The organism is Streptomyces sp. NPDC104581 (genome assembly GCF_055583685.1).
The window spans coordinates 54,328-68,098 of record NZ_JBVJNN010000024.1 but is presented as its reverse complement, the minus strand read 5'-3'; the positions used below and the strand labels follow the sequence as shown (position 1 = coordinate 68,098).

8 protein-coding genes are annotated in these 13,771 nt (G+C 70.6%); 2 read left to right on the top strand and 6 right to left on the bottom strand.

The window, feature by feature from the left end:
• Positions 1-92: 92 nt before the first annotated feature.
• A complete protein-coding gene (locus tag ACZ61E_RS20735) occupies positions 93-2,987 on the bottom strand; it encodes a vitamin B12-dependent ribonucleotide reductase (protein ID WP_469701301.1) in 2,895 nt (964 codons plus the stop codon).
• 240 nt (positions 2,988-3,227) lie between these two features.
• Positions 3,228-3,737 (bottom strand): transcriptional regulator NrdR, encoded by a 510-nt coding sequence (nrdR, locus tag ACZ61E_RS20730; protein ID WP_164253059.1) that lies wholly within the window; start codon positions 3,735-3,737, stop codon positions 3,228-3,230.
• A gap of 532 nt (positions 3,738-4,269) precedes the next feature.
• On the opposite strand from nrdR, the gene lexA reads away from it, so the two are divergent.
• Positions 4,270-5,055 carry a transcriptional repressor LexA gene (lexA, locus tag ACZ61E_RS20725; RefSeq protein ID WP_469701300.1) on the top strand — a complete coding sequence of 262 codons (786 nt, stop codon included), beginning with the start codon at positions 4,270-4,272 and terminating at the stop codon, positions 5,053-5,055.
• A 169-nt stretch (positions 5,056-5,224) separates the two neighbouring features.
• On the opposite strand, the gene ACZ61E_RS20720 is transcribed toward lexA, so the two are convergent.
• The 4 genes from ACZ61E_RS20720 to ACZ61E_RS20705 all read right to left on the bottom strand — a co-directional run bounded on the left by ACZ61E_RS20720 (position 5,225) and on the right by ACZ61E_RS20705 (position 11,960).
• Entirely contained in the window at positions 5,225-7,195 is a 1,971-nt protein-coding gene (locus ACZ61E_RS20720) for an ATP-dependent DNA helicase (protein WP_469701299.1), read from the bottom strand.
• A gap of 38 nt (positions 7,196-7,233) precedes the next feature.
• Positions 7,234-9,036 carry an IucA/IucC family protein gene (locus ACZ61E_RS20715; protein WP_469701330.1) on the bottom strand — a complete coding sequence of 601 codons (1,803 nt, stop codon included), beginning with the start codon at positions 9,034-9,036 and terminating at the stop codon, positions 7,234-7,236.
• Positions 9,037-9,222: 186 nt separating this feature from the next.
• Complete coding sequence (locus ACZ61E_RS20710) at positions 9,223-9,972, bottom strand: GNAT family N-acetyltransferase (RefSeq protein ID WP_469701298.1); 750 nt, start codon at positions 9,970-9,972, stop codon at positions 9,223-9,225.
• Positions 9,973-10,013: 41 nt separating this feature from the next.
• Positions 10,014-11,960 (bottom strand): IucA/IucC family protein, encoded by a 1,947-nt coding sequence (locus tag ACZ61E_RS20705; protein ID WP_469701297.1) that lies wholly within the window; start codon positions 11,958-11,960, stop codon positions 10,014-10,016.
• 481 nt (positions 11,961-12,441) lie between these two features.
• On the opposite strand from ACZ61E_RS20705, the gene ACZ61E_RS20700 reads away from it, so the two are divergent.
• Positions 12,442-13,665 (top strand): trypsin-like serine peptidase, encoded by a 1,224-nt coding sequence (locus ACZ61E_RS20700; RefSeq protein ID WP_469701296.1) that lies wholly within the window; start codon positions 12,442-12,444, stop codon positions 13,663-13,665.
• Positions 13,666-13,771: the final 106 nt, after the last annotated feature.

Here is a 13,771-nt window from a genome sequence, read left to right as displayed (position 1 = left end):
GCAGCCGCGGCGAGAGGGGCGTCAGCACATGGCTGACGCCCCTCCGGTCAAGCGGGTCGAGCGCTACCGCTCATACGGAGCGGCGCTCGGGATCAGCTGCAGCCGCTCGTCGATCCGCAGCCCTCGCAGATGTAGCAGGACCCGGCCCGCTGCATCTTCGTCCCGCAGGAGAAGCAGAGCGGTGCGTCGGCGCTGATGCCGAGCTGCATCTCGACCAGCTCCGCCGACGTGTGCGCCTGCTTGGGCGCGGGTGCCTCCGCCACGGACGACGCCACGGTCGGGCTCACCGACTTGAGCGGCTCCGCCTGGCGCGGAGCGGACTGGGCGAGGCCCTCGACGTCCATGCCGTCCTCGTCCAGGGACGGCTCGTACGAGCCGGTCTCCAGATGACGCTGCCGCTCGTCGGCCGAGTGGATACCGAGGGCCGAGCGCGTCTCGAACGGGAGGAAGTCGAGCGCGAGGCGCCGGAAGATGTAGTCCACGATCGACTGCGCGAGGCGCACATCCGGGTCGTCCGTCATACCGGCCGGCTCGAAGCGCATGTTGGTGAACTTCGAGACGTACGTCTCCAGCGGCACGCCGTACTGGAGTCCCACCGACACCGCGATCGAGAAGGCGTCCATCATGCCCGCCAGGGTCGACCCCTGCTTGGACATCTTCAGGAAGACCTCGCCGAGCCCGTCGTCCGGGTAGGAGTTGGCCGTCATGTAGCCCTCGGCGCCGCCCACCGTGAAGGAGGTGGTGATGCCGGGGCGGCCCTTGGGCAGGCGCATCCGGACCGGGCGGTACTCGACGACCTTCTCCACCGCCTGGCGGATCGTGTCCTCGGCCTTCTCGGCGACCTGCTCCTTCTTCTTCGCGGAGAGCGGCTGGCCGACCTTGCAGTTGTCGCGGTAGATGGCCAGCGCCTTGACGCCGAGCTTCCACGCCTCGAAGTAGACCTCCTCGACGTCCTCGACGGTCGCCGTCTCCGGCAGGTTGACCGTCTTGGAGAGCGCGCCGGAGATCCACGGCTGGATCGCCGCCATCATCCGCACGTGCCCCATCGCGGAGATGGACCGCTCGCCCATCGCGCAGTCGAAGACCGGGTAGTGCTCGGGCTTCAGACCGGGCGCGTCGATCACATTGCCGTTCTCGGCGATGTGGGCGACGATCGCCTCGATCTGCTCCTCCTGGTAGCCGAGGCGGCGCAGGGCCTGCGGCACCGTGCCGTTGACGATCTGCATCGAGCCGCCGCCGACCAGCTTCTTGAACTTGACCAGCGCGAGGTCCGGTTCGAGGCCGGTGGTGTCGCAGGACATCGCCAGGCCGATGGTGCCGGTGGGCGCGATGACCGAGGCCTGCGCGTTGCGGAAGCCGTTCTTGGCGCCGAGACGCACGACGTCCTGCCAGGCCTCCGTGGCGGCGGCCCAGATCGGGCTGTCCAGGTCGTCGACGTGCACGGCCGCGCCGTTGGCGTCGGCGTGCTGCTTCATGACCCGCTGGTGCGGCACGGCGTTGCGGGCGTAGCCGTCGTACGGGCCGACGACCGCGGCCAGTTCGGCGGAGCGCTTGTACGAGGTGCTCGTCATCAGCGAGGTGATGGCGCCGGCGAGCGCGCGTCCGCCGTCACTGTCGTACGCGTGGCCGGTGGCCATCAGCAGGGCGCCAAGGTTGGCGTAGCCGATGCCCAGCTGGCGGAAGGCGCGGGTGTTCTCGCCGATCTTCGGCGTCGGGAAGTCGGCGAAGCAGATGGAGATGTCCATCGCCGTGATGACCAGTTCGACGACCTTGGAGAAACGCTCGATCTCGAAGGACTGGTTTCCCTTGCCGTCGTCCTTGAGGAACTTCATCAGGTTCAACGAGGCGAGATTGCACGACGTGTTGTCCAGGTGCATGTACTCGCTGCACGGGTTCGAGCCGTTGATCCGGCCGGATTCCGGGCAGGTGTGCCACTGGTTGATCGTGTCGTCGTACTGAATACCGGGGTCGGCACACGCCCAGGCGGCTTCCGCCATCTTCCGGAAGAGGGACTTGGCCTCGACCTCTTCGATGACGTCGCCGGTCATCCGGGCACGCAGCCCGAACTTGCCGCCGGCCTCGACGGCCTTCATGAACTCGTCGTTCACCCGGACCGAGTTGTTGGCGTTCTGGTACTGGACGGACGTGATGTCGTCGCCGCCCAGATCCATGTCGAAGCCCGCGTCACGGAGGGCGCGGATCTTCTCCTCCTCCTTCACCTTGGTCTCGATGAAGTTCTCGATGTCGGGGTGGTCGACATCGAGGATGACCATCTTGGCCGCACGGCGCGTGGCACCGCCGGACTTGATCGTCCCGGCGGAGGCGTCGGCACCGCGCATGAAGGAGACGGGACCCGAGGCGTTGCCGCCCGAGGAGAGGAGTTCCTTGGAGGAACGGATCCGCGAGAGGTTCAGGCCGGCTCCGGAGCCGCCCTTGAAGATCATGCCCTCTTCCTTGTACCAGTCGAGGATCGACTCCATGGAGTCGTCGACGGCCAGGATGAAGCAGGCCGAGACTTGCTGGGGCTGGGGGGTGCCGACGTTGAACCAGACCGGCGAGTTGAAGCTGAAGATCTGGTGCAGGAGGGCGTACGCCAGCTCGTGCTCGAAGGTCTCCGCGTCTGCGGGCGAGGCGAAGTAGCCGTTCTCCTCGCCCGACTTGCGGTAGGTCTTCACGATCCGGTCGATGAGCTGCCGGAGGCTCGTCTCACGCTGCGGCGTGCCGACGGCCCCGCGGAAGTACTTGCTGGTGACGATGTTGACCGCGTTCACCGACCAGAAGCCGGGGAACTCGACGCCACGCTGCTCGAAGTTGACCGAGCCGTCGCGCCAGTTGGTCATGACGACGTCCCGGCGCTCCCAGACCACCTCGTCGTACGGATGCACGCCGGGGTTCGTGTGGATTCGCTCGATACGCAGGCCCTTGCCGGACTTGGCTCCCTTGCCGCGGGAACCTCGTGCCGTCGGACCGCTCGCCGTCTCTGTCATGCCGCCTCCCATGTACAGGCGAAAACGCCCTGATGTGCCACGTTCTTCCCATGGCACGGTGATGTGTCCAATGCCATGGGCGCCGCTCGGGCGCTCGTGGCCGGTCTCGTCGCCGCCGGGCGCCGATCGACAGTGATCGGTCGCTGAGCTGTCGCGATAGGTCGGTGACCGATCGATGACCGATCGGCCCGCACCGACCGAGATGTCGGTGCCGGTGACCGTGCCGCTGCCGGTGTCCGGTCAGTCGGCAGCGGTGACGGGCTCGGGGACCTCTGGGGTCGCGCCCGGCCCGCCTTCCTCTGCGGGAGGCCGTGTGCGCAGCTCGGCCACGGCGGCCTCGAAGTCTTCGGGCGAGTCGAACGCCCTGTATACGGATGCGAAGCGCAGGTACGCGACGAGGTCGAGCTCCTGCAAGGGGCCGAGTATGGCCAGCCCGACGTCGTGGGTGGTCAGTTCGGCACTGCCGGTGGCGCGCAGCGCCTCCTCGACCCGCTGGCCGAGTTGGGCGAGGGCGTCCTCGGTGACCGGCCGTCCCTGGCATGCCTTGCGGACACCGGAGATGACTTTCGTACGGCTGAAGGGTTCCGTGACCCCGCTGCGCTTGATCACCATCAGCGAGGCGGTCTCCACCGTCGTGAAACGGCGCGAGCAGTCCGGGCACTGACGGCGGCGCCGGATGGACGTCCCGTCGTCGGTGGTGCGGCTGTCGACGACACGGCTGTCGGGGTGCCTGCAGAAGGGGCAGTGCATGGCTTCCGACCCTCCTTCACAGCACGACTGAGAAGCCTCGACGGGGCCCTGGTGGGGCCCTGCGAAGCGGTCTCCAGCATAGGTGATGGCCTCCGGCAGGAAAGACCCGGGACCACTACTTCTGGGCGACTGAGCCAATCCAACCACTACATGTAGGGATCGCGCACGCTTCGGAGTCGTTCAGCGTGTCGCGGCGGACGACGGATCGACCGCCGTACGGCGCCCGGCGCGAGGAGGCCCGGCACGAGAGTACGGGAGCCCGGAGGGTCCCGTGATCCGGGGCCGCCCGATGAGACACTGGGCGCCGCCGCCACGCCGGAGCGGCCGTGGGGATTTCCGTGACGAGCCGTGCGCGGTTCGCGGACGCGCCATGGACGGCCCGTGCGCAGGGGCGCCGAATACGCACTACATACACCCCTGATATTGCCCCGTCAGCACTTCCGGGGATTTTCACTCGAACGTGTGTTTGGCGCAACCTTTCGAAAGCAACTACCGTTGTCCAGCTAGGGAGAACATTTCGAGAGGGGCCGACGTGACCACCACCGCAGACAGCGCCACCATTACCGCCCAGGACCGCTCCCAGAGCCGACTCGAGCCGGTGCATGCCATGAATGACGCAGCCACGAATCCGGAGGGCGAGAAGCCCAATCGCTCGCTGCCCGGCCGGCCTCCCGGAATCAGGGCGGACAGCTCCGGTCTCACGGACCGGCAGCGGAGGGTCATCGAAGTCATCCGCGACTCCGTGCAGCGCCGCGGATATCCGCCGTCGATGCGCGAGATCGGCCAGGCCGTCGGCCTGTCCAGCACCTCCTCCGTCGCCCATCAATTGATGGCCCTGGAGCGCAAGGGATTCCTGCGCCGGGATCCGCACCGGCCGAGGGCGTACGAGGTCCGGGGCTCCGACCAGCCCAGCACGCAGCAGACGGACACGACCGGCAAGCCCGCCGCGTCGTACGTGCCGTTGATCGGCCGGATCGCGGCCGGCGGACCGATCCTCGCGGAGGAGTCCGTCGAGGACGTCTTCCCGCTGCCCCGTCAACTGGTCGGCGACGGGGAGCTGTTCGTCCTCAAGGTCGTCGGGGACTCGATGATCGAAGCGGCGATCTGCGACGGAGACTGGGTGACGGTCCGCCGTCAGCCCGTGGCCGAGAACGGCGACATCGTGGCCGCGATGCTGGACGGTGAGGCCACCGTCAAGCGCTTCCGGCGCGAGGACGGCCATGTGTGGCTGCTCCCGCACAACGCGGCGTACCAGCCGATTCCCGGCGACGACGCGACGATCCTCGGCAAGGTTGTGGCGGTCCTGCGGCGGGTGTGAGGGCTCGCCGGCTCAGGCCGGCCCCGGGACTCTCTGCGCCGGTCCCGGGGCCTCGCCGCGCCCACCGCCCGCGACGGGCCGGCCGGGAACGGCTTCAGCGGGGTCGGTCCGCGCCCGTCCCCGGAGCGGCCGGCCGGGACCGGACCGTACGGAAGCACCTCCCGCCCCGCTACCGGCCCTCCGACTTGGCCCGCGCGTCGATCGCGGCCAGTGAGCGCCGCGCCTGGTTGCGGTCCGTCGTGTACCAGAAATCGGGCATCGAGGCCCGTAGATAGCTGCCGTACCGCGCGTTCGCCAGCCTCGGGTCCAGGACCGCCACGACACCCCGGTCGCCGGAGGCACGCACCAGCCGGCCCGCGCCCTGGGCCATCAGCAGAGCGGCGTGCGTGGCCGCCACGGCCATGAACCCGTTGCCACCCGCCTCCTCGACCGCCTTCTGGCGCGCGCTCATCAGGGGATCGTCGGGACGCGGGAACGGAATCCGGTCCATCACCACCAGCTGTGAACTCGGTCCGGGGACGTCCACGCCCTGCCAGAGCGAGAGCGTGCCGAACAGGCACGTCGCGGGGTCCGCGGCGAACGCCTTGATCAACTCGCCGAGGGTTTCCTCCCCTTGGAGCAGGATCGGCGTGTCGAGCCTGCCGCGCAGTTCCTCGGCGGCGGCCTGGGCGCCGCGCATCGAGGAGAACAGTCCGAGCGTACGACCGCCCGCTGCCTCGACCAGCTCCGCCAGCTCGTCCATCATGTCGCCGCGCGAACCCTCCCGTCCGGGCGGGGAGAGATGGCGCGCGACATAGAGAATTCCCTGCTTCGGGTAGTCGAAGGGCGAACCGACGTCGATGCCCTTCCACTGCGGGACGTCCTCGCTCTCCGTCCCCTCCGGGGCCAGCCCCAGCGACGCGCCGACGCCGTTGAAGTCACCGCCGAGCTTGAGCGTGGCGGAGGTCAGCACCACCGAGCGCTCGGTGAACAGCTTCTCCCGCAGCAGCCCCGACACGGAGAGCGGAGCCACCCGCAGCGACGCGCCGAAGCGGTCGTGGCGCTCGTACCAGACCACGTCCCATTCGCTGCCGTTGGCGATCCGCTCGGCGACGCTGTGCACGGACTCGACGGCCGCGAGAGCCTGCTTGCGCACGGCGTCCTCGTCCTGGACGGATTTGTCGCGGGTGTTGCCGATCGCCGAGATCACCGTGCGCGCGGCGTCACGCAGGGCCATCAGCGCGTAGCCGAGGTCCTCGGGGATCTCTTCGAGACGGCCGGGGAGCGCCAGCTCCATCAGCCGCTCGAAGGTCTCGGAGGCCGTCTGGAGCGAGTCAGCCGCCTTCTCGTCGACCAGCCTGGCCGCCCGGCGCACCGCGCGGTTGACCTGGCCGGGGGTCAGCTCACCGGTGGCGACCCCGGTCACCCGCGACACGAGTTCATGGGCCTCGTCGACGATCAGTACCTCGTGCTGCGGGACGACGGGCGCCCCTTCGATGGCGTCGATGGCCAGCAGGGCGTGGTTGGTGATCACCACATCGGCGAGTTTGGCGCGCTCACGCGCCATCTCCGCGAAGCACTCGGCGCCATAGGCACATTTCGTCGCGCCCAGGCACTCACGGGAGGAGACGGAGACCTGCGACCAGGCGCGGTCGGAGACACCCGGTGTGAGATTGTCGCGGTCGCCGGTCTCCGTCTCGTCCGCCCAGTCCCGCATCCTCAGCAGGTCCTTGCCGAGCTTGCTGGTGGGGGTCGCCGCCTCGAACGGGTCGAAGAGGCCGTCCTCCTCTTCCTGCGGAACGCCTTCGTTGAGGCGGTGCAGACAGAGGTAGTTGGAACGGCCCTTGAGCATGGCGTACTCGGGCCGGCGCCCCAGCAGGGGGCTCAGCGCGTCGACCGTACGCGGAAGGTCACGCTCCACGAGCTGCCGTTGCAGGGCCAGGGTCGCGGTGGCCACCACGACACGCTCGCCGTGCGCCAGCGCGGGAACCAGATAGCCGAGGGACTTTCCGGTGCCGGTGCCGGCCTGCACGAGCAGATGGGAGTTGTCGTCGATGACCTCGGCGACGGCCTCGGCCATGGTGACCTGGCCTGGCCGTTCCACACCGCCGACAGCGGTGACGGCGGCATGGAGGAGCTCGGAGAGAGATGGCTTCGTCATAGCCCGACCACCCTACGGCTCACCACCGACAACGGTGGTCACGTCCCGCCGGCACCACCCGCCGGCAGGGCGAGCGGATTGGGCACCGTCCCGTGCACGGCGGCGTGCGGGCGGTCCGCGCGGTCGCGGTACCCGTCGAGATGCAGCCGGTTGCGGTTGAGACAGAGCCGCGCGATACGGGGCGTGAGCAGGTCGAACGTCTCGTATCGGGCCTTGAGTTCGGGGAAGCGGGCCTGGTGGCGCAGGATTTCGGCCCGTACGAGTGACCAGAACGTCCGCTCCGGTACGTCGAGTTGTTCCTGGCACAGCGGTGCGAGGAACCGGAAGACCCCGACGAAGAGCCCGGAGTGGATGAACTGGGTGAGGAAAGACGGCTCCTCCGTGAGGAGGGTGTCCCTGACCTCCTGGGGCATCCCTTCGTGCTCGGGCAGCGGGCCGGCGCTGATGTTCACGTCGTCCACGAAGTCCTTGATCGCGAGGCGGACGGGGACGTCCCGCTCGTCGAAGACGACGACCGCGTTCTCCCCGTGCGGCGAGAAGACGGTGCCGTAGCGGTAGAGGAAGCGCAGCAGCGGCGGCAGGAGCGCGGCGAAGAGCCTGCGGAGCCAGACTTCGGCGGGGAGCCCGGAGCGGTCGACGAGTTCGGCGGTGAAGGCCCGGCCGGCCGGGTCGGTGTGGAGGAGCGAGGCGAGGGTCCGCGCGCGTTCGCCGGGGGCGAGTCGGGCCGGGAGCGGCTCACGCCAGATCGCGCCGAGGAGTTCCCTGTACTGGTAAGGGACCTCGGGAAGGTGGTCGTAGAGCGGGTGGGTCACCGTCACGGACGCCACCTCGCCGAGCAGGATCACTCCGCACTCGTCGTGGAGGAAGGGGTCCGACTCGTACAGGCCGCGCATCCAGGCGGTGACGGCGGGAGCGGCCAGCGTGCGTTCGGTGGGCAGACCGCGCCAGACCAGGGTGTTGAGGATGGACAGCGGCAGTTTCACCGTGTGCCGGTCGGGCCGGGTGGTGTTGAGGAACGTACGGATGGACTGCTGCGGCAGTCTGCTGTCGCCGTCGGTGGGGAGCGGGACGATCGCGCCGCCGGCGATCTCGGCGGCGTAGAGCGGCAGGATCACTTCGTCCCACTGCCAGGGGTGCACGGGGAGGTAGAGATAGGCGTCCGGGTCGAGGCCGCGGGAGCGGAGCGCGGAGGCGAAGCCGTCGCGGGTCGCGGGGTCGAGTTCGCAGCCGTAGAGCCGGGCGGGCGAGGCGAGGGAGGGGACGCCCCGATAGGTGGCGAGGGTGGTGCTGACCGCTATCCAGGGGAGTGCGGACGGGGTGCGGGACTCGGGTGCCCAGCGGGTGGCGTCGGTGACGGAGAGACCTATGCGGCCCTTGTTGAATATGAGCCAGGGGTGGCCGGTCTGGTGGCCTTCGAGGGCCGCGTAGTCGAGGTCGGCGAGTTCGGCGGCGGTGCGGGCGGTGCCGTCGATCCTGGTGTCGGCGACGAGGGTGGCGTTCAACTCGTGGACGAGGTGGCCGAGCGTGGCGCCGTCGAGCGCGAGGAGGCGGCGCGCGAGGACGAGGAAGCGCAGGGGGTCGCCGAAGGGCTGTCCGGCGAGTTCGACGGTGTCCGGGTCGACGCGCCAGCCGCCGTAGGCGCCGCGGCGGGCGGTGAAGGTGAGGGGGGTGCCGTCGTCGAGCGCGAGCATCCAGCGGTCGGCGGTTTCGGCGTGGGCGGTGACCGGCTCCGCGAGTGGCTCGATGATCTCCTCGTACGCGAACTCACCCAGGAGCTTCGCGAGGAGGCGGGCGGCGGCGGACGTCCAGCGCTCCGAGGTCAGTTCGGGCGGGGTGAACAGGGGGGCGGTGGGCTCGTCGGCGCCGGTGGTGCCGGTGGCGTCGCCCGGCTCTGCGGCGGTGGGGCCACCGGTACCGGAGTCACCGGTGGTGGTGGCGGAGGCGTGTGTGTTCGGGGATATCGGCACGGGGACTCCTCGGGACGGAACCGTTGTGGATCGTGCGGTGCGGGGACAGCAGCGGGTCGTTCACGGCAGGGCTCGCAGGGTTCGCAGGGTTCGTTCGCGGATCATGAGGGCGGCTCGTTTGCCGGGGAGGTCGATCTCCGCGGAGAAGCGGAATCCGGCACTGAGGAAGGCGGAGACGGAGGGGGTGTTGCGCAGGTCCGGTTCGGCGACGATCCGTCCGCAGTGCGGCCGGTGGTCGAGGACGAGCTCGGAGACGGCTCCGAGGAGCGTGGTGCCGACACCGCGGCCACGGTCGGCCACGCCGCCGATGAGGAGGTGGACTCCGGTGTCATGCGGACGGGCGGGGTAATGGCGGGCAAGGGGATCGAGATCGGCGCGGTAGAGCTCCCAATAGCTCATGGGGACGCCGTCGAGGACACCCAGGCAGGGGACGCTGCGTCCGTCGCCGCGCAGTTGGGCGCGCAGATGGGCGGCGGTGACGGCTTCGGGCCCGGCCAGTTCCCAGAAGGCGGCGACGGCGGGATCGTTCATCCAGCGGCTGATGAGGGTGAGATCGCGCTCGGGGCGTACGGGGACGAGCCGGAAGACACCGAGGGACGTTCGGGCCGCGCCCCACCCCGCAGGGGAATCAAGCAGGGCGGAGCCGCCCGCGCCGTCCGGTGGCGATGTGCCGGCCGCCACCGGTCCGCGGTCCGCGATCAGCGCGACGACGTCGTCGCTCAGCCGCAGGTCGAGGGTGTCCTCGGCGCCCCCGGCGACGCGCGGTCCGGGACCGGCTCCGGTGTCGGTGGACGCGTCGCTGGGAGGCACGGCGGCGGGCTCCTCTCGGCTGTTCGGACGGGCGGGCGCGGTCAACGGCGAAGGGGGTTGGCGATGGTGACGTAGACGGACTGGGTGTCGACCGGGCCCACGAGTTCGTCCAGGCCGTGCAGCCGGGTGAGCAGATTGGCCTTGCAGCGCAGGGTGTTCGCCTCCAGGAGCTGGCCGGGGAGGGGTGAGCCGAGCGTCGTGGCGCGGGCGAGGAACTGGCGGAAGGCGGCGACGAGTACGCGTTCGTCGGCGAGACCCTGGGAGCCGAACGCTCCGATCAGGCCGAGGACGTTGTTGATGCCGAGGTAGTAGGCGAAGCGCTCGTCGGTGACGTCGTCGGGAACGAAGGTCTCGCTGGCCCTGCCGATGCCGGGGAGGCGGCGGTCGAGCGCCTCGCGGTGGGACTGGCGGAAGTAGTAGCCCTGGTTGTCACGGTAGCGTCCACCGACCGGCCAGCCGTCCGGGTCGAGGATCACCAGAGTGTTCTGCTGGTGGGCTTCCAGGGCGACGCCCGCCGTGGCGTCGAGCCAGAGCACGGGGCGTACGACATGGTCGAGATAGCGCAGGAACCACTCGGCGGCGACGGCTCCGGTGGGTCGGCCCGTGCGGGCGACGAGACCGGCCACGATGTCGGCGAGGCGGGACCGCGTCCGGGTACGGCCGGGCCAGGGGCGCGGGGCGACGAGGCCCGCGACGCAGACGGCGTCGTTGTCGGCGCGGAACGGGTTGTGGCGCAGCATCACGTCGAGACCGGCGACAGGTTCCCCGTCGGGTGTGTCGACGGCGAGCCAGGCGGGGTCGCGCACGATGTCGAAGCCGGGATGCGCGGCGCGCAACTGCTGGGCGAGCCCCCCGCGGAGCAGCCGATGGACCTCGACGCCGCGGTGGAGCTCCTTGCGGAGGTTCTCGCGACGGGAGTTGGTGATGCGTACCCCGAGGGACAGCTTGAGCATGGCGGGGGCGCCGGTCCGGTGCACCGTACGGACGGAGGAGGTGGGGTGCCAGTGGTCGCCGTGCGGGCCGAGGTCGTGGAGGAGTCCGGCGTCGAGCAGTGCGCGTACGGCGGGGCGCTGCGTCAACTCGCGTGCCTGCCAGGGGTGCAGAGGCAGCGGGACGGTGTGGTCGGGGAGTGACAGGTCTCCCGCGAGCCGGGTGGTGAGCTGATCGGCGTGGACGGCGCGGCCCTGTTCGGTCCAGGCCGAGTCGGTGGCGAGCACGGAACGGTCGACGGCAAGCCAGTGGAGGGGGAACGAGCCGCGCAGTTCGGGTGAGAAGCGGCGGTGTTCGGTGTCGGAGAGCCCTTCTCGGCTCTTGGGCGTGGGGTGGAGGGGGTGGCCGAGGATGAGGGACTGCTCGGCGGTGAGGAAGAGGTCGGCGCAGGCGGGAGCGGGGGCTCTCCGGCGGTCGGTGAGGAAGTCGGCGGTGCGGCGGGCGGAGTCGGCGACCCTGGCGACCAGTTCGGTGCCGTGACCGCGACCGGACTCGCGGCTGAGGAGCGCGGCGACGGTGACGGCGTCGGCCGCCGGGGCGTGCGGCCCCGCGCACTCCAGCAGGGGCGGGTCGAAGCGGTGCCAGCCGGTCGCCGACCAGTAACGCACGGGGACGAGCAGGGCGGTGCCGCTCGCGTCGAGCGGCATCCTGAGGATGTTCCCGTCCGGCCGGGGGGTGTCGCTCTCCCGGACCCAGCAGCGCAGCAGGTTCTCCACGGACGCGGCGTCGGCGGCCCGAAACGGGTCCGGGTCGTCGAGGGGGTCCGGTCGCCCGCCCACCGTCGTGTCCGCGGCCGGGGACACGGAAGGTGAGTCCGCGGTACGGGGGGCGGCGTCCGCCCCGGCGCCGGGGGGCACTTGGCGGGGCACCGTGGCCGTGTCGACGGGGACCGGTGCGGCCGTCGCGAGGTCGTGCGGGGGGACGGGGCCCGGGTTCCGGGCGGCGGGGCGGACGACGGTCCCGGGGGCGCCGGGAGTGGGGGTGGAGGCGGTGTTCACGGGAGGACTTCCTGGTGAGGGGCCGGTTCGGCGGGCCGGCCGCGGTCGGCGTCGGGTGGTCTTTCCGGCGTCCGCTCCCGCGGTCCTCGCGGCGGCTGTTCCCGGACCGGGGCGCGGGGCGCCGTCGGGTGTGAACAGCGGCACCGGTGGGGGGAGTTCGGTCAGGGCCACGGCCTTCGGTCCTCCCGTGGGAACGGATGCGTCACACGTCGGCACGGCGGGCCGAGCGCCGCGGCGCACGCGGTGAACGCCGGCGTCGTATCCCCCGTAGGTACCAACGACGGCAAGCGCCTGGGATCACGGCCGACGGGAAGATCCTTCGCCGGCGGAACCGCGGCCCTGCCGTCGGCCGTCCCCAACGGCACCGGCATAGTGGGGGCCGACTTCCGGCTCCGGTCACCACGGCCGGGCCGGCGGGTCCGGCCGGATCCGGCCGGTCCGTCAGTCCAGAACAGTTCCGAAGTCCCAGGGGGAGCCCGACATGCGAGCCATTCGCCCACCGTTCACCACTCGCCGAGGGACGGGCACACGGCGGAGTTCTCCCGCCGTCGTGGTCGCCTCGCTCGCCGCCGCGCTCGCGCTGACGGCCACCGCTTGCGGGCCGACCGAGGAGACGAACGCGGGCGACAAGCCGAGCGAGGCGTCCGGCGAGTCGTCCGGCGACAAGATCACCATTCCCGCCGACCTCCAGGACCGCCTCAAGGAGCGCGGTATCGACCTGGACGAGTGGCGGGACGGCGAGTGGAAGAACTGGGACAAGAACAAGTGGCTCCGTGAGGCACGGGACTACGTCAACCCGATCATCGAGGGACTGTGGGACCCGGACCGGATGCGGGAGGCCGAGGAGCCCGACCAGCCGGTCGAGGAGGCGGACATCTCCGGCGACGCGGGTGTCACCGACCCGACTCCGCAGCCGGTGGAGGCGACGCCGGTGAACGCGCCGTACGACGGTGCCGTGCCCGAGGCGGGCAAGCTCTTCTTCGACGGCCCCGAGGGCTCGCTGGTCTGCTCGGCGACGGTGGTGAAGGACCCCGCGAACCCCGGAAAGTCCAACATGGTCTGGACGGCGGGCCACTGCGTGCACGCGGGCAAGAGCGGCGGCTGGTACCGGAACATCGCCTTCGTCCCGTCGTACAACAACAGCGACCTGCCGGTCTCTCAGCTGGAGAGCGCCGCCAAGGAGGAGATAGCCCCGCACGGCATCTGGTGGGGCGAGTGGGCGCAGACCTCCGAGGAGTGGATCTCCGAGGGGGCGGCGACGGGTGGTCTGGGCGCCCCGTTCGACTTCGCGGTGATCCATGTGACACCCGAGAAGGGCAGTGACGGCAAGTCGCTGGAGGAGACCGTCGGCGCGGCGCTGCCGGTCGACTTCAACGCACCGGCCACGCCGGAGATCGACTCGATGAAGGCGACCGGCTACCCGGCTGCTCCGCCGTTCGACGGCCAGAAGCTCTTCCAGTGCGGCGACAAGCCGGGCCGGCTGTCGATCAACGCGCAGGACCCCACGATGCACCGCATCGGCTGCACGATGACCGGCGGTTCGTCCGGTGGCGGCTGGGTCGCCACCGGCCAGGACGGCCGGCCCGCGCTGGTGTCGAACACCTCGATCGGCCCGGTGACGGCCGGCTGGCTCGCGGGCCCGCGCCTCGGTGACGAGGCCAAGGGAATCTACGACGCCGTCAGCAAGAAGTACGCCGGCCGGTAAGGCCCAGGTCCGGGGGGGGGGGGGGGGGGGGGGGAGGGGGGGGGGGGGGGGAAGGGGGGGGGGGGGGGGGGGCACCTCTTGCGTGACGGCTCCAGACAGTACGTCC